The organism is Pseudovibrio sp. W64 (assembly GCF_001623145.1).
Classification (GTDB): Bacteria; Pseudomonadota; Alphaproteobacteria; order Rhizobiales; family Stappiaceae; genus Pseudovibrio.
In genome coordinates this window covers 31,564-48,705 of the sequence record NZ_LMCI01000031.1, presented here as the reverse complement: position 1 = coordinate 48,705, position 17,142 = coordinate 31,564, and the positions used below count along the sequence as shown (strand labels likewise).

At 53.3% G+C, this 17,142-nt stretch carries 17 protein-coding genes; all 17 read right to left on the bottom strand.

Annotated features, from left to right (window positions below):
- Positions 1-66: 66 nt before the first annotated feature.
- On the bottom strand, positions 67-876 hold the full coding sequence (locus PsW64_RS13635) for an alpha/beta hydrolase (protein WP_063303964.1): 810 nt from the start codon (positions 874-876) through the stop codon (positions 67-69).
- Positions 877-880: 4 nt separating this feature from the next.
- Positions 881-1,300 carry a RidA family protein gene (locus PsW64_RS13630; protein ID WP_057463883.1) on the bottom strand — a complete coding sequence of 140 codons (420 nt, stop codon included), beginning with the start codon at positions 1,298-1,300 and terminating at the stop codon, positions 881-883.
- Entirely contained in the window at positions 1,297-1,719 is a 423-nt protein-coding gene (locus tag PsW64_RS13625) for an acyl-CoA thioesterase (RefSeq protein WP_082831110.1), read from the bottom strand. The genes PsW64_RS13630 and PsW64_RS13625 overlap by 4 nt, the downstream gene beginning before the upstream one ends.
- Positions 1,709-2,392 (bottom strand): ABC transporter ATP-binding protein, encoded by a 684-nt coding sequence (locus PsW64_RS13620; protein WP_063288762.1) that lies wholly within the window; start codon positions 2,390-2,392, stop codon positions 1,709-1,711. Before PsW64_RS13620 ends, PsW64_RS13625 begins: the two co-directional genes overlap by 11 nt.
- A complete protein-coding gene (locus PsW64_RS13615; RefSeq protein WP_063303963.1) occupies positions 2,392-3,141 on the bottom strand; it encodes an ABC transporter ATP-binding protein in 750 nt (249 codons plus the stop codon). The genes PsW64_RS13620 and PsW64_RS13615 overlap by 1 nt, the downstream gene beginning before the upstream one ends.
- Positions 3,134-4,159, bottom strand: a complete 1,026-nt coding sequence (locus PsW64_RS13610; protein ID WP_063303962.1) for a branched-chain amino acid ABC transporter permease — start codon at positions 4,157-4,159, stop codon at positions 3,134-3,136. Before PsW64_RS13610 ends, PsW64_RS13615 begins: the two co-directional genes overlap by 8 nt.
- Entirely contained in the window at positions 4,146-5,066 is a 921-nt protein-coding gene (locus PsW64_RS13605) for a branched-chain amino acid ABC transporter permease (protein WP_057463887.1), read from the bottom strand. The genes PsW64_RS13610 and PsW64_RS13605 overlap by 14 nt, the downstream gene beginning before the upstream one ends.
- Before the next feature lie 107 nt (positions 5,067-5,173).
- Positions 5,174-6,313 carry an ABC transporter substrate-binding protein gene (locus tag PsW64_RS13600; protein WP_063303961.1) on the bottom strand — a complete coding sequence of 380 codons (1,140 nt, stop codon included), beginning with the start codon at positions 6,311-6,313 and terminating at the stop codon, positions 5,174-5,176.
- Positions 6,310-7,956, bottom strand: coding sequence for an AMP-binding protein (locus tag PsW64_RS13595; RefSeq protein ID WP_193757806.1), 1,647 nt, complete (start codon positions 7,954-7,956; stop codon positions 6,310-6,312). The genes PsW64_RS13600 and PsW64_RS13595 overlap by 4 nt, the downstream gene beginning before the upstream one ends.
- Positions 7,898-9,109, bottom strand: coding sequence for an acyl-CoA dehydrogenase family protein (locus PsW64_RS13590; protein ID WP_063292288.1), 1,212 nt, complete (start codon positions 9,107-9,109; stop codon positions 7,898-7,900). Before PsW64_RS13590 ends, PsW64_RS13595 begins: the two co-directional genes overlap by 59 nt.
- The gene (locus PsW64_RS13585) at positions 9,110-9,931 is read right to left on the bottom strand and encodes an enoyl-CoA hydratase family protein (RefSeq protein ID WP_082827147.1); all 822 of its coding nucleotides are present in this window, start codon (positions 9,929-9,931) and stop codon (positions 9,110-9,112) included.
- Positions 9,931-10,413 (bottom strand): MarR family winged helix-turn-helix transcriptional regulator, encoded by a 483-nt coding sequence (locus PsW64_RS13580; protein WP_063288757.1) that lies wholly within the window; start codon positions 10,411-10,413, stop codon positions 9,931-9,933. The genes PsW64_RS13585 and PsW64_RS13580 overlap by 1 nt, the downstream gene beginning before the upstream one ends.
- On the bottom strand, positions 10,410-11,162 hold the full coding sequence (locus tag PsW64_RS13575; protein WP_063303960.1) for an SDR family NAD(P)-dependent oxidoreductase: 753 nt from the start codon (positions 11,160-11,162) through the stop codon (positions 10,410-10,412). The genes PsW64_RS13580 and PsW64_RS13575 overlap by 4 nt, the downstream gene beginning before the upstream one ends.
- An 11-nt stretch (positions 11,163-11,173) precedes the next feature.
- The gene (locus tag PsW64_RS13570; protein ID WP_063303959.1) at positions 11,174-13,471 is read right to left on the bottom strand and encodes a bifunctional salicylyl-CoA 5-hydroxylase/oxidoreductase; all 2,298 of its coding nucleotides are present in this window, start codon (positions 13,469-13,471) and stop codon (positions 11,174-11,176) included.
- 294 nt (positions 13,472-13,765) lie between these two features.
- On the bottom strand, positions 13,766-14,584 hold the full coding sequence (locus PsW64_RS13565; RefSeq protein ID WP_063303958.1) for an MBL fold metallo-hydrolase: 819 nt from the start codon (positions 14,582-14,584) through the stop codon (positions 13,766-13,768).
- 49 nt (positions 14,585-14,633) lie between these two features.
- A complete protein-coding gene (locus PsW64_RS13560; RefSeq protein ID WP_063303957.1) occupies positions 14,634-15,416 on the bottom strand; it encodes a TatD family hydrolase in 783 nt (260 codons plus the stop codon).
- A 147-nt stretch (positions 15,417-15,563) separates the two neighbouring features.
- Positions 15,564-17,117 (bottom strand): methionine--tRNA ligase, encoded by a 1,554-nt coding sequence (gene metG, locus PsW64_RS13555; protein WP_063292283.1) that lies wholly within the window; start codon positions 17,115-17,117, stop codon positions 15,564-15,566.
- Positions 17,118-17,142 lie beyond the last annotated feature (25 nt).

Here is a 17,142-nt window from a genome sequence, read left to right as displayed (position 1 = left end):
AAATTACACATAGGAACGCAAAGTTGCGTGGTTTTTATAATGTCTATATATTTCAGTATGTTATCGTTATGTATTCAACATAGTTGTGAGGAGGAGGCTGTTGGGCTGCTCCAGTGCCTCTACTACGGTAAAGTGGTTTTTGCCCGGATCCTCATAGGCGGTGATGTGTGTTTCGAAACCGCCCCACATTGCGCAGTGGGTTGCATTTTGCCGCCGAAACTCTGCCAGCTCCTCAGCGCCAACCCAGCCTGTAAAGCGAAGATTATCAAGAGGTTCGTGCAGCACCGGACTTTCTGCCAGCGCCTCGGCTTCGTCGATATGCAGGGTGTCGTTCATTGCTGTCCTGCGGATCGGGCGTAGATCGTAGACCCCACTGATGCCGAGGATGTGCTTGATCCGCCTAGTGATACTATCTGGTATCATTCGGTTTTTGCAGCCCAACCTCGCTACCAAGTGACCACCAGCAGAATGACCGGTCAAGTGAATCGATCCTTCAACTTGTTCAGCCGCAATTTCAAGAGATCGCTGTATCTGATTGGTAATACTGGTTATTTTCACTTTTGGGCAAAGGTCGTAAGAAGGCACGGCAACGGTGTACCCCATCTCGACGGCCCCCTTCGCCAAGTGGCTGAAGGCGGATTTATCGAAGGCCTTCCAGTACCCGCCATGAACGATCATGACGAGCCCTTTGGACGCCTCAGCGCCTTGCGGGAAGAACAGGTCGAGCTTCTCTCTCTCCCCGCTTCCGTAAGCTACGTCCAGTTGGTTTTTTGAGGTCTCGCGAAACGCTTTGGAGCGCTCAACCCATTGATTAAACAGCTCTTGTGCGTTTGGTACTGCACCGGAGTTATGATAGGCCGCGTCCCAATCCCGCATCACGTTATTCCGCTCTTGGCAGTACTGCCGTTGCTTCAATTTCCACTTTGGCCTGATCTTCCACCAAATCAGCCACCTGGATCATGGTCATGGATGGAAAATGACGGCCAAACACAGAGCGATACGCCTCGCCAACTTCGCGCAGGCGAGCGGTGTAGTCTTTCTTGTCGACCACATACCACGTCAGGCGCACCACATGCTCTGGCTTCGCGCCAGCTGTGGCTAGAATTTCGCGAATGTTCTCAAGCGTTTGCTTGATCTGGTCAATGAGATCATCGCTCTCGAAGACCTGCTGGCCGTTCCAGCCGATTTGACCTCCCAGAAAGATGGGTGTGCCTTCTGCCATAATGCCATTGGCGTATCCAGAAGCAGGCTTCCAACCTTCCGGCTGGAGAAATTTGAACAGTGCTTGTTGTGTTGTCATGAAGGTCCCTCTTCCTTCAGGAGAAATTCCATTTGTTTCTTAATGGCTTGCGGCCAACTCGCTGGCTTCTTGTCCTCGCCTTTGACGTAGACAATGACCGAGCGGCTTGTGAGACGAAGCTCGTCCTCGCATGTCACCGTAAACTCCAGATGGACGCTGGAGCGTCCCAGCTTTGTGACCTGGAGCGTGAATAAGAGTTCGTCACCAAGCTTGCTCGGCTTTTTGAACTCTGTTTCGATCTTGGCTGTGGGGACTGCATCCCCTTGATTTATATGAATTTCTACGAACGACGTGCCGAGCGATTGCTCGAACCACTCTTCGGTGACTTGATTGATCATCTCGAAGTAGCGGGGATAAAAGACAATTCCAGCTGGATCGCAGTGCTGGAAAATCACTTTGATCGTGCGTTCAAAGACCAAGGTATCTGTCCTTCATTTCCTCGGTGAGTGTATCCGGGCGGCCTGCCCAGACTGACTCGCCTTTTTCCAGAATGACGGCCTGATCAGCCAGCGGAAGGAGCTCCTTGAGCGTCTTGTCGACGATGAGAATGGACAGTCCTTCCTTCTTCAGCCTGGCGATCGCCTGCCAGATTTCCCCGCGCACCACAGGTGCCAGACCTTCCGTTGCTTCGTCAAGGATCAACAATTTCGGGTTTGTCATCAAGGCTCTGGAGATGGCGAGCATTTGCTGCTCTCCGCCAGACAGCGTGTTTGCGCTCTGGCTTTTCCTCTCCTGAAGGCGTGGAAACAAGTCATAGACACGGTTCAGCGTCCATGCGCCTTTGCGGGCGGCTGCGCTGAGATTTTCCAGAACAGATAGGTTCGGGAAACAGCGTCGACCTTCCGGGACCAGTCCCAGACCAAGGCGTGCGGCTTTGTGGCTGGACAGGCGGTTCAGGCTTTGACCGCGAAACTCAATGGTGCCTTTGGTTGGCGTAACCATCTGACAAATAGAGCTGATTGTGGTTGATTTGCCCATGCCATTGCGGCCAAGCATCGCGACCATTTCGCCTTCATTGACGGAGAGGTTCACACCGAAGAGCGCTTGTGCAGCGCCGTAATGGGCTTCCAAGCCTTTGACTTCTAAGAGCATCAGGCTTCCTCCCCAAGATAGGCTTCTCTGACAAGCGCACTGGCGCGGATATCATCGACCGAGCCTGACAGAATGGCTGCACCGCCCACCAGAACTGTGATGCGATCTGCCAGACGGAACACGGCATCCATGTCGTGCTCAATGAGCAGGATTGGGATTTCCGGGCGAATTTCCTCAAGGAATTCAGTGAGCTGAACAGAGCCTGTCGGGCCAAGGCCTGCCATGGGTTCGTCCAATAGCAGTGCTTTGGGCTTGAGAGCCAGAGCGCAGGCGACTTCCACCTGACGGCGCTCACCGTGAGAGAGTTCCGAGACCGCGATATCTTCGCGACCACCGAGACCGACTTTTCTGAGCCAGTTTCCAGCGGTTTCGCGCAGTTCTTCGTCGGACTTGGTTTGCTTCCAGAAGCGGAAGCTGGAGCCCTGACTGGCTTGTACGGAGAGCATGACATTGCGACGGGCGCTGACGTCCATGGCCAGCGAAGAGACCTGGAAACTGCGGCCCAGTCCCTCACGGGACCGGCTGGCGACTGTCTCTGAGGTCACGTCTTCGCCATCCAGAATGATGTTGCCGCTGTCGGGTGTGATCCAGCCCGCAATTTGACCGATGAGCGTTGATTTGCCAGCCCCGTTTGGTCCGATAAGAGCATGAATCTCATTAGGTTTCAGATCCAGAGATACGTTTTTTGTCGCCTGCAAAGCACCAAAGGATTTGTGCAAGCTTTTGACTTCAAGAACCGGTTTAGTCATGGCGTGCTCTCCCTGCAATCATGCCCATGACGCCACCTCGGGCGAACAGAACGACCCCGAGCAAGGCCAGACCAAGCAGCAGTTGCCAGTGCTCTGTCCATTCGCCGATATAGGTTTCGAGCAGTACGAACAGGGCGGCGCCGATAACAGGGCCATAGAGACGCCCGACGCCGCCAAGGATGACGAACACCATAATCTCTCCGGAACGGTGCCAGGAGAGCATTGAAGGGCCTACAAAGCCGTTTAGCTCGGCAAACAGCGCTCCTGCAAGGCCGGTGATCATCGCGGAGATAACAAAGCCTGTGAGCTTGATCGGGAATGGATCAATGCCAGAGGTTGCCAGCCGTGTCTCATTCATACGGGCGGTGCCAAGCGCTGCGCCAAAACGGGAGCCAGACAAGCGTGCTGAGACGAAGATGGAACCGAGCAGCAGGACAAAACAGACAAGGAAGAACGTCAGAGCGCTTTCTGCATCTACCATTGGAAGTTCGTTGCGCAGGTAAATTGAAAGGCCATCTTCACCGCCGTATGTCGGCCAGGAAATGGCGAAGTAGTAGATCATCTGGGCAAATGCCAGTGTGATCATGATGAAGTAGACGCCTTCGGTTCTCAGCGAGATTGCGCCAATTGCTAAGGCTGCGATGCCGCAAATGACCATTGCGACAATCCAGATAATAAGCATCTGGTTGGTGCCGGAGATCGCAAAAGGCATGGCCATGAAGAGGGTTTCTTCAAAACTGTGAAAGGCTGCAATACCAGTGGTGTAGCCGCCAATACCGAAGAAGGCTGCATGGCCGAAACTGACCATTCCGCCCTGTCCGATGGCAAAGTTGAGGCCAACGCCAGCAATGGCGAAGATGGTGATCAGGCTTGCCAGATTGACGTAGTAGTCTTCTCCGATAGAAGACGCCCAGAGCGGCAGAGCCAGCAGGATTGCCATAACTGCGATGTTGACGACGGTCTCGCGGCTCAGCTTTGGCATGTTGATGGATTTTGGAGCTGTATCAGTTCGTTGCATTGAAAAGCCCCTTTGGTTTGACTGCCAGAATGCCTGCCATCATCAGATAGATAAGCATGGATGACAGAGCTGCCCCGATGCTGTTTGCACTGGCATTTTCCATGAAGAACTTCAGGATAACGGGCAGGAAAATACGTCCCAGAGTATCTACGAGGCCAATCAGGATGGAGCCGATGAGAGCGCCTTTGATTGAGCCAATGCCGCCAATCACAATGACCACGAAGGCCAGAATGAGCACTGGTTCTCCCATGCCGACCTGTACGGAGCGCAATGCGCCGACCAGAGCACCCGACAGACCTGCGATCGCAGCGCCCAATGCGAAAACGATGGTGTAAAGCGTTTTGATATCAACACCTAAGGCAGCGATCATCTCGCGGTCACTTTCACCGGCGCGGATCCGCATGCCAAGGCGCGTTTTGGAAATAAGCAGGTAGAGAAGCAGGGCAACAGCCAGTGCTGCCAGAATGATAAACAGGCGATAGACCGGATAAGCTTCTACGCCGGGCAACGCCATGGTGCCCCCCAGAGCTGCCGGAATGTTGAGGTAAAGTGGCATGGAACCGAAGACCATGCGGGTGCCTTCAGAAAAGATCAGAATAAGAGCAAAGGTTGCCAGTACCTGATCAAGGTGATCGCGGTCATAAAGCCTGCGAATGACAAGCATTTCGATGAGTGCACCAGCTGCCGCCGCTCCAAGGACACCACCACCAAGACCAAGCCAGAAAGAGCCGGTCTGCTGAGTGATCCAAGCGCAACAAAAGGCACCGACCATGTAAAGCGAGCCATGAGCGAGGTTGATCAGACCCATAACGCCGAAGACCAGCGTGAGGCCAGCTGCCATCAGAAACAAAGTGAGACCGAATTGCAGCCCGTTCAATACCTGCTCAAAAATCAAAGCTGCCGTCATTTATGATATTCCCGAGGCTTCTTTTTCATTGTGACATCAGTATAGGGGATCAGCGGAGAAGGATTAGGGTTTCCCCGCTGATTAACTTTTTACTTCAATGCGTTGGCTTATTTCATCCGGCATTTGGATGCGTATGCATCCTGATGGCCTTTGATTGCGATACCGACGATTTTGTTGGTGATCTGGCCGTCTTCTTTCACCACTTCGCGAACATAAATGTCCTGAATTGGGTGGTTGTTGTTGCCAAATTTGAAGTCGCCGCGCACAGAAGCAAAATCAGCTTCTTTCAGTGCTGCACGGAAGTCGTCCTTGTTACTGACATCTGCCTTTTCCATTGCGGAAAGGATCAGATTTGCGGCGTCATAGCCCTGAGATGCGTACAGGGAAGGCAGGCGGCCATAAGCTTCTTTGAAGCCTTTGACGAACTTTGCGTTCACCTCGCTCTCAATGTCCTTACCCCACTGTGAGGAGTTTGCCACGCCGAGTGCAGCGTCACCAATCGCAGGCAGAATATCCTGTGAGAAGGAGAAGGCCGGACCCATGACAGGCACATCAACGCCGGACTGCGCGTACTGCTTCATGAACGCAATACCCATGCCACCTGGCAGGAAGAAGAACACGCTGTCAGCGCCAGAAGCACGGATTTGTGCGATTTCTGCAGCGTAGTCATCCTGACCGAGCTTGGTGAAGAGTTCACCTGTCAGCTCGCCTTGGTACATCCGCTTGAAGCCTTTCAGAGCGTCGGTACCAGCTGGGTAGTTTGGCGCCAGAATGAAGGTCTTCTTGTAGCCTGCTTTGTTGGCGTGAGATCCCATTGCCTCATGCAGGTTGTCGTTCTGCCAGGCCACGTTGAAGTAATTTTCGTGACAGGCTTTACCAGCCAGCGCAGATGGGCCTGCATTTGGGCTGATGTAGAGCGTGCCTTTGCGGGTTGCCGCAGGAACCACAGCCATTGCCAGGTTGGACCAGATGATACCTGTGAGGATATCAACCTTGTCTTTTTGAATGAATTTGTCTGCCAGTTTTTTAGCGACGTCCGGCTTGCGGGCGTCATCCTCAACCAGCAGCTTTACATCGGATGCGCCTGCCTGTTTGAGTGCGAGCTCAAAACCATCGCGGACGTCGATGCCGAGGGTGGAGCCACCGCCTGACAAGGTGGTGATCATACCAATTTTAACTTCGGCTTGCGCCACGCCAGCTGTACAACACAGAAGCGCGGCTACTCCGGCTGAAACGAGTTTTTTCATATAAGTTCCCCTGATTTATCCTCGACCAGCTGTTCCTTCAGGCGGAATCTTTGAATTTTACCGGTCGCGGTTTTTGGTAGAGAATCTACCAGTTTAAGTGAACGAGGGTATTTATAAGGTGCTATAGTAGATTTTACATAGTCCTGAAGACGTTTGATTACATCTGCATCTTGTGGGTGGTCCTCCACCAGCACCACATGAGCTTCAACAATCTGTCCCCGGTCCTCATCTGGCACGCCTATAACCGCACACTCGGACACTTCCGGACTGCTTAGCAGAGCAGCCTCAACTTCAGGCCCGGCGACGTTGTAGCCGGACGTGATGATCATATCGTCTGCACGGGCTGCGAAGTGGAAATACCCTTTTTCATCCTGATAAAAGGCATCACCTGTCAAATTCCAGCCGTCACGAACATATTTCTGCTGCCGGTCATCTTGCATATACCGACAACCGGTTGGTCCTCTTACGGCAAGTTTGCCAACTGTGCCGCGTGGAACCTCCTGCATGTTTTCATCAACCACTTTTGCGGAGTATCCTTTGATCTCCCGGCCAGTGGTTGCTGGCATGGCATCTTCCAAATGGTTGGAAATAAAGATGTGCAACATTTCCGTTGCGCCAATCCCATCCAGCATCGGAATCCCGGTTTTTGCTTTCCATTGCTCAAACACTGGTGCTGGCAATGTTTCTCCCGCTGAGACTGCAATGCGCAGTGAGGACAGGTCTGCCCCCTCTTCCATTGCCGCCATCATGGCACGGTAAGCCGTTGGTGCTGTGAATGAGATCGTTGCCTTGTAAGTCTCAATGATCTCAATAAGCTGCTTGGGTCCTGCCGTTTCCAGCAGAGTAGCGGTTGCGCCGAAACGAAGCGGGAAAATTGCCAAGCCGCCGAGGCCAAATGTAAAGGCCAGTGGCGGACTGCCAACAAACACGTCCGATGGCTGGATGTTGAGCACTTCCTTTGCATAGGCATCTGCGATGATCAGCAGATCGCGGTGGAAGTGCATGGTTGCCTTCGGCTGTCCGGTGGTGCCAGATGTGAAACCCAGCAGGCAGACATCATCTCTGCCCGTTTGAACGGCTTCAAACTGGACGGGCTTTGACAGTGCGACCTTATCCATCTCACCGGCAAAGTTGGCCGTGCCATCGAAGCTCACGATTTTGCTCAGATGATCGTTCTGCTCAAGGCAACGCTCCATCTCTTCCATGAGGCGAAGATCGCACATGGCCAGTTTGATTTCGGCCTTGTCGACAATCTGGCTTAACTCGCCAGCCCGCAGCATTGGCATGGTGTTGACCACCACAGCACCTGCTTTTGTAGCAGCCAGCCAGCAGGCGACCATAGCCGGGTTGTTTGCTGAGCGGATAAGAATGCGGTCGCCCGGTTCTACTCCGTAATCCTCCTGCAGAGCTCGAGCGATGCGGTTCGTCCAGTCCGCAAGCTCCTTGTAAGTGCGTTTTCTGCCATTGCCGATGAGAGCAATGTTGTCACCAAAACCGCGTTCAACCATCTTGTCGGTCAACTCTACTGCGGCGTTGATGTAATCTGGGTACTCAAACCCCTCCAGCTGGAAAACTGGCTGCTGATCAATTGGTGGCAGCCTGTCCCTTGTGAAGGTGTCCTTGTGCGCGCTTGGTCCCAGCATTTCTCCCCTCCTGAGAAAGCAATTGCCTTGCTACTATTATTTTCTGAACATCGGATGCGCCTTCGTAGATGCGAAGAGCTCTGATTTCACGGTAAAGTTTTTCGACAGTATTGCCTGAACGGACGCCCTCACCCCCGTGGATTTGTACCGCCTTATCAATGATTTGTTGGGCCTGATCGGTTGCGAATTGCTTTGCCATGGCAGCCTCGCGAGATACTCGTGCTGCCCCCATGTCTTTCGTCCATGCAGCGCGGTAGATCAGGAGTGCAGAGGCATCAATGTCGATTGCCATTTCCGCCAGATGGCCCTGCACCATCTGCATATCGGCCAGCACGCCATCCCCCAGTTTGCGGGTTGTTGCGCGTACTACGGCTTCTTCCAATGCACGGCGGGCAAAGCCTAAAGCAGCAGCACCGACGGTGCAGCGGAAGACATCCAGAACCGACATTGAGATCTTGAAGCCTTCTCCGGCTCCCCCAATGCGATTTGCTGCTGGAATGCGCAGTTGTTTAAAACCCAACCGTGCCAGAGGATGAGGTGCCATCACATCCAGCCGTTCTTCAACGGTTAAGCCCGGTGTATCCGCCGGTACTATGAAGGCGCTGATGCCTTTGGCACCCGGTGCTTCGCCCGTCCTTGCGAAGACAACGTAAAGGCCTGCAATGCCGCCGTTGGAGATCCAGGTCTTTTCGCCATTGAGCACATAGTCATCGCCGTCGCGGATAGCGGAAAGTTCTATATTTGCGACATCTGAACCGGAGTCTGGTTCTGTTAGCGCAAACGCAGAGAGTGTCTGGCCTGCTCTGGTTTTATTGAGCCACAGCTGTTGTTCTGGCGTGCCAAACAGGCTGATGGCGCCTGTTCCCAGACCCTGCATGGCGAAGGCGAAGTCCCCCAGACCGTCGTGACGGGCCAGTGTTTCGCGCATGATGCACAGGCTTCGGACATCCAGCGGTTTGGGATCAGCCGGATCAACAGCAGTGAGCTTCAGGAAACCAGCAGAACCAAGATCATTAACGAGCTTGATACAGGCAGCATCCGTGTCAGAGTGGTCAGCTGGAAGGTTTTCGCAGCACCAGTTTTCTATGGCTTCGGCCAGCTCTCGGTGTTTTTCTTCAAAGAACGGCCATGTGAGGAAGGTGGTGTCAGCCATTTATGCCCCCTCAAAGACCGGTTTTTCTTTTGCAACAAAAGCTTTGTAGGCGGTTTCGAAGTCTTTGGTCTGCATGCAAATGGCCTGCGCCTGTGCTTCAGCTTCAATCGCCTGATCCAGACCCATGTTCCATTCCTGATTGAGCTGGGTCTTGGTGATGCCGTGCGCGAAATTTGGCCCTGCCGTGATGCGCTGCGCCATGCGAATAGCATCGGCCTCTAGTGCTTCTGTGGTGGACATGGAGTTGAAGTAGCCCCAAGTGTAGCCCTCTTCAGCGCTCATGGACCGACCTGTGTAGAGCAGCTCTGCAGCACGTCCCTGGCCGATAATGCGCGGAAGAATGGCACACGCGCCCATGTCACAGCCTGCAAGACCGACGCGGGTGAACAGGAAGGCTGTTTTGGCGTCTGGTGTACCAATGCGCAGGTCTGATGCCATGGCCATGATTGCCCCAGCACCAACGCTGATACCGTCTACAGCTGAAATGATCGGCTTGGTGCAGTTGATCATGGCTTTGACCAGATCACCCGTCATACGCGTGAACTTCAGCAGGTCTTTCATGTCCATTGCAACTAGCGGACCGATGATGTCGTGGACGTCTCCACCTGAACAGTAGTTGCCTTCATTGGAGGCGATTACAACGCCATTAACGTCGTCTGCATAGACGAGATCACGGAATGTATCGCGCAGCTCGGCATAGCTTTCAAAGGTCAGCGGGTTCTTACGGTCCGGGCGGTCCAGTTGGATGACTGCGACATCACCTTCCATGCGCCAAATGAAGTGCTTTGGCTGCAAATTCGCCATTTTGTAGGTTGTCAGCATTATCGGGCCTCCCCCTCCCAATCGCTTGCAAATACCTTCAGTGTTTCAGCAAGGGTTTCTGCTTCATCGGGAGAAAAGTGAGAGAGCAACTCATTGATCCACTCGCGGTGGCTTGCTGCCATTTGCTCAAAATTCTCGCGGCCTTCTTTGGTGAGCAGAACCACAGAGGTTCTCCGGTCTCCGTCTCTCAAGGTGCGATGAACCAGTCCGTCCGTGGTCAGGCGATCAATGAGGCCGGTGACGTTGCCGTTGGATACCATCAGGTATTTGGAGAGCTGGGACATGAGCATGCCCTCTGGCTCCCGGTAAAGTGCCGCCATCACGTCAAAGCGTGGCAAGGTCACATTGTAGGTTGTCCGCAGCCGCTCTCTCAGTTCGCCTTCAATCGCACGAGAGGCGCGGAGCAATCTCAACCAGAGGCGAACGCGGGACTTGTCGTCGGTTGCTCTGTCAGCCTTGAGCATTTCCTGTGAGGCAGTCATTGGGTTTCGCCTCCTGATACTGAAATAGCTTGCCCTGTCACTGAGCGAGCGCCATCTCCGATGAGCCATGCCACTGTGGCGGCGACTTCGTCCGGCTGGATGAAGCGTTGCTGTGGGTTGTCCTTGTAAAGAGCGGCCCGTGCCTGCTCTTCGTTCATTCCGGTTTTTTGCATGATGTTTTCGATCGAGCGTTGCAGCATTGGGGTCTCTGTGAATCCTGGACACACAGCATTGACCGTAAATGGCTTGCTGGCAAGTTCGAGTGCCAGTGATCTAACCATGCCGATGACACCATGTTTGGCTGCAGCGTAGTGTGAGACATAGGAATAGCCGCGCAAACCTGCTGTAGATGCAATTGCGATCAAACGCCCATACTCTTGCCCTTTCAGGCAATCCAGTCCTTTTTGGAAGGTCAGGAATGTACCTGTCAGGTTGATGTCGAGCATGCGCTGGAAGTCTTCCCGTTCGATCTTTCCAAAAGGTGCCGATTCTGCGGCACCTGCATTGGCAATCACGATGTTGACTGGTCCGCTTGCTTCAGCCGCCTTTTCAAACATCTGCCCAACGGACACTTCATCGGTAATGTCTGCTGTCACAGCGCTGATGCGGCTGTTGGCGCTTGCGACTAGGTCAAGCGGCTCGCGTCTGCGCCCTGCAATGGTGACGTTGATGCCAGCCCCCGCGAGGTGGCGGGCTATTTCAGCCCCAACGCCTGTCCCGCCACCTGTTATGAGTGCATGCTTTTCCAAACCGTTCTTCCTCACACGCGAACTTTCATGGTCTCGGCGCGCTCTGCCAGACGGTACAGCTGGTCACGGCCCGCATGGTATGGCTCTGGCCAGTACACACCTTTGTCGCCCAGTTCAGCAGCTGCGTGCAGTGTCCAGTACGGATCAGACAGATGCGGACGAGCAAGACATACAAGATCTGCGCGACCAGCCATCAAAATGGAGTTTACGTGATCAGGCTCGTAGATGTTGCCAACGGCCATGGTTTTCATACCGGCGTCGTTGCGGATACGGTCTGAGAACGGCACCTGGAACATACGGCCATAAACCGGTTGCGCGCGAGTGCTGGTCTGACCTGCGGAGACATCGCAGATATCAACGTCAGCTGCGTCCAGCATGCGAGCGATCTCAACGGCTTCTTCTGGCGTGAGGCCCTTGTCTTCCACCCAGTCCGTTGCTGAGATACGCACGGACATTGGTTTGTCCTGGGGCCATGCTTCGCGTACTGCTTTGATGACTTCCAGCGGGTATCTCATGCGGTTTTCAAGGGATCCACCATACTCGTCTTCACGCTTGTTGGTGAGTGGAGAGATGAAGGAGGACAGAAGATAACCGTGGGCGCAGTGGACTTCGACCATGTCAAAACCAGATGCGTCTGCCATCTTGGCTGCATTCACGAACTCTGCCTTGACGCGGTCCATGTCTGCCCGGTCCATTTGCTTTGGCGTCTGGTTGCGTTCAGACCAAGCGATTGGAGAAGCGGCAAGAAGCGACCAATTGCCGTCGTTCAACGGCGCGTCCATCTCTTCCCAGCCAAGCTGCGTTGAGCCTTTTGGACCGGCATGGCCAAGCTGGCAGCAGATCTTTGCGTTGCTGTGTTCATGTACAAAATTAGTGATGCGCTTCCATGCCGTTTGATGTTCTGGTGCGTAAAGACCCGGGCAGCCTGGTGTGATGCGGCCATCTGCGCTGACACAGGTCATCTCAACAACAACCATCCCTGCTCCACCTTTGGCGCGTTCGCCATAGTGGGCCAGATGCCAGTCGGAGACTGTTCCATCTTCTGCTTTGTACTGGGCCATAGGAGAGACAACCACGCGGTTGTTCAGCTCCATCTCGCGAAGTTTGAACGGTGCGAACATTGGCGGGCGTGGAGCATTGTCGGTGTCCGACACTCCGGCTTGATTTTGGAACCAGCCTTCTGCAGTTCCCAGCCACTCAGCATCGCGCTCACGCAGGTTCTCATGGGAGATGCGCTGGGAGCGTGTCAGGAGTGAATAATTGAACTGAACTGGATCGAGATGCAGGTAGCGCTCGACATTCTCAAACCATTCCAGTGAGTTACGGGCAGCGGACTGGAGCTTCAGAACTTCCAAACGGCGCTCGTCCTCATATTTCTGGAAGGCGCTTTGAATGGAGTTTTCGCTGTGCAGGTAATCTGCCAGTGCAATGGCGCTTTCCATGGCAAGTTTGGAGCCTGATCCGATAGAAAAGTGTGCGGTTGCAGAGGCATCGCCCATGAGAACGAGGTTTTCGTGGGACCATTTCTCGCAGAGCACGCGTGGGAAGTTGATCCATGCAGAACCACGGACGTGGTTTGCGTTGGTCATCAGCTCATTGCCGCCAAGATGCTTTGCGAAGATCTTCTCACAAGTCCGGCAAGACTCGGCCTGGCTCATATCGCCAAAGCCAAATGCTTCGTATGTCTCTTCCGTACATTCCACGATGAAAGTCGCGGTGTCATCATCGAACTGGTAAGCGTGCGCCCAGATCCAGCCATGCTCTGTTTCTTCGAATATGAAGGTGAAGGCGTCATCGAATTTCTGGTGGGTACCGAGCCAGACGAACTTGCATTTGCGGGTGTCGATGTCTGGCTTGAAATACTCGGCAAACTCGGTGCGGCTGGTGGAGTTCAGGCCATCTGCAGCAACAACGAGGTCGTAATCACCCATGAACTCTTTAGCGCTGGTGTAATTGCGCTCAAATTCCATGTTTACGCCAAGCTCTTTAGCCCGGTCTTGTAGCAGCAGAAGCAACTGCTTGCGGCCAATACCGCAGAAGCCGTGACCGCTGGAGACGTGGCAGGTATCTCGGTAGTGAACCGCGATGTCATCCCAGTAAGCAAAATGCGCGCGGATGGCTTCAGCGCTTTTCTCGTCGTTGACCTTGAAATTGTCCAGTGTCTCATCTGAAAGAACAACACCCCAACCGAAGGTGTCGTCAAACTTATTTCGCTCGATGACCGTGACCTCATGCTGAGGATCTCGCAGCTTCATGCTGATTGCGAAATAAAGACCTGCCGGGCCGCCTCCAAGACATGCGACTTTCATTGCTCTCTCCCCCTTAGGCTGCAAGTGCCTAATTCCAACTTGAGATAAGCGTGACAGGTTTTTTAAATTATTTCAAACATAAAATATCTAAGTATAAAATATACAAAAAGCGTCCTATTATCAGTCTAACATGCTGTATTTTATATACTTATTTTTGGTTTGTAGCGAGCTGCCTTATATCGGCAGGGAAATATATTTATCTCGCACGCGTCACTGATATATCTATATCAGCATGAAACGTGGAGGTCTGGCAAGCAATGATTCTGTGTAGGTATCATAAAAAATGCGACGGCTTCAGACCGTCGCATGTGCTGGAAATTTGATTTCCTGACCATCAAAGGCAGGTGAAACACCCTCTGGAAGGTCTGTCCGCAAGCGCTGATAATCCAGATCGCAATGCAAATTGGTGAGGATGCTCTTGGCAGGTTTCATCCTCTCAATCCACGCCAATGCATCATTTACGCAGAAGTGGCTTTGATGTGGCTTCTGACGCAGTGCGTCCACAATCCATGTATCCAGCCCCTTCAATGCATGAAAGCTGCTTTGCGGGATGTCGTTGACGTCTGGCGTGTATGCCAGATCTTGAAAGCGAAAGCCCAGTGCATCAATGTCGCCATGATGGACAAGAAATGGTAGCGCAGTGATCGGTCCCCCTGCACCATCGATGGTGACCGGAGTGCCATTCGTCAGGCGGTTTTCGCTCAGGATTGGCGGATAGCCGGAACCTGGCGGCGTAACAAAGCAGTAGTCGAAGGCAGACCGGACGCGCTTTGAGGTGAACTCATCCATGAAAACGGGCACTTTGGCACGCTGCATGAGTGCGAAGAAGCGCAAGTCGTCTATGCCATGCAAGTGATCTGCGTGGGCATGGGTATAAAGTACTGCGTCCACATGTGTGACACCGGCTGCCAACATCTGCTCACGCAAGTCCGGGCCGGTATCCACAATTATGGTCGTCGTGCCATTTTCAGAGAACCGCTGAACCAGCAGAGCACATCTACGGCGGCGGTTTTTAGGTTCATTGGGATCACATTCGCCCCAATCTCCGCCAATCCTTGGTACGCCGGTAGATGAGCCGCAGCCCAGAATAGTGACCTTAAAATTGCTGGTCATCGGTCCTCTCAAAATACAATGGCAACACGATCCGCGTCAGTTTAGTCAATCAAGCAGGCTGTGGCACCTTGGAAAACAAGCGCAGAAAATTCTGTGTGGTGGCCTTGGCCATTACATCTTCTGAGACGCCCAGTGCTTCAGCTAGAACTTTGTTGGTGTGCGCTACATAGGCAGGCTCGTTGCGCTTGCCTCGCCATGGCTGCGGCGCAAGATACGGGGCATCTGTTTCAACAAGAAGGCGATCCATTGGAAGTTCTGCTGCGATCTCGCGCAGTTCGGTGGAGCGTTTAAAGGTCAAAATGCCGGAGAAGGAGATATAAAGGCCGAGTTCCAAACCCTTCATTGCCAACTCTTTGCCAGAGGAAAAGCAATGAAGAAGTGCTGGGAAGCAGCCAGCCTTCATCTCTTCTTCCAAAATGCGCATCATGTCTTCATCGGCATCGCGGCTATGTATCACCAGCGGCAGCTGGGTTTCGCGCGCTGCTGCAATATGCGTGCGCAGGACTTTTTCCTGATCTTCTGGAGATGCATTGTCGTAAAAATAATCTAGTCCTGCTTCTCCGATTGCCACCACTTTGGGATGCTTAGCAATCTCCACCAGTTCTTCCGTGGTGACGTCGGTTTCCTCACCCGCTTGGTGCGGATGGGTTCCGACGGAGCAATATACGCTGTCATAGGCCTCAGCGATTTCTTTAATCTGCTCGAACTTGCGGACGCGAGTACAGATGGTGACCATCAGCTTGACGCCAGACTCGTGGGCGCGCTCGATGATCTGGTCGCGTTCTTCTGCGAAATCCGGAAAATCCAGATGACAATGACTATCAACTAACATGGTCACAGCAAAAGCGCCTCCAGCGCGATTCTGTCAATAGGTCCGGTAGACCTCTTGTTTTATCTCAGCAGAAAATGCGAGTGCATTTCCCTCATAAAAAAGGGAGGCATACGCGCCTCCCCTTTAAGCTACATAATCTCTTGCGCTTTATTCTGCAGTTTCCGGCTCAACATAGCGTGGGAACACGCCTTGTGGCTTCGGCAGATCACGACCACCTTGCAAGCGACCAGCTTCACCTAGCAGTGCGAAGGAGCGCTCGTCTTCATTCAGCACCAGTAGGTCCAGCAGTTTAGATGCAGAGCCTGGCATCACTGGTTGTGCGAGAATGCCAACCTGACGGATGATCTCTGCGGTGGTATAAAGAACTGTGCTCATGCGCTCGGGGTCTGTCTTCTTCAACGCCCAAGGCTCCTGAGAGGCAAAGTAGCGGTTTGCTTCACCAACGGTTGACCAGATGCACGCCAGTGCATGGTGGATTTCCTGCTTTGCCATGAAGCCGCGGCATTTTTCCAGCATCTCATCAGCTTGTTGCAAGATCGCCTTGTCGTCAGCAGAGAATTCGCCTGGAACCGGCAGTTTGCCTTCGCAGTTCTTGAAGATCATGGAGAGCGAGCGCTGAGCCAGGTTGCCGATGTCATTGGCAAGGTCAGCGTTGATGCGGTTTACCATTGCTTCGTGGTTGTAGTTGCCATCCTGACCGAATGGCACTTCACGCAGGAAGAAGTAGCGAATTTGGTCGAGGCCGTAGGTTTCTACCAGATCACGCGGAGCGATAACGTTGCCCAGAGACTTGGACATCTTCTCACCAGAGTTGAACAGGAAACCATGGGCAAACACGCGCTCTGGCAGTGGAACACCAGCGGACATGAGGAATGCAGGCCAGTACACCGCGTGGAAGCGGATGATGTCTTTGCCGATGATATGTGCGTTGGCAGGCCAGAACTTGGCCATGTCGCCGTCCATATCAGGATAACCAAGCGCAGTGATGTAGTTGGTCAGAGCGTCGACCCAAACGTACATAACGTGCTTTTCATCGCCCGGGACCGGGATGCCCCAGTCAAAGGTGGTGCGGGAGATGGACAGGTCTTTCAGGCCACCCTTTACGAAGCTCATGACTTCGTTACGGCGTGCATTTGGACCAATAAAGTCAGGGTTCTTCTCATACAGCTCGATCAGCTTGTCTTCATAAGCTGAGAGACGGAAGAAGTAGCTTTCTTCTTCGACCCACTCGACAGGCGTGCCTTGAGGACCATAACGAACACCGTCTTCGCGAACTTCGGTCTCGCCTTCCTGATAGTAGGCTTCGTCGCGTACAGAGTACCAACCGGCGTAGCTGTCTTTGTAGATATCGCCAGCATCTGCCATTTTCTGCCAGATTGCCTGACAGGATTTATAGTGACGCTCTTCGTTGGTCTGAATGAAATCGTCATTAGAGCAGCCCAGCATCTCCACCATTTCGCGGAAAAGCTTGGAGTTCTTATCTGCAAGATCTGAAGGTGACATGCCTTCCTTGACGGCGGTCTGAAGCATCTTCTGACCGTGTACGTCGGTACCCGTCAGGAAGTGTACTTCTCGGCCATCCAGTTTCTGGAAGCGGGCCAGCACGTCAGTTGCAATTGCCTCGTAGGCATGGCCGATATGCGGCTCACCATTTGGGTAGGAAATTGCTGTTGTAATATAGAAAGGCGATTTTTCTGTCATATCCTAAAGCGATCTTTTGATCCGG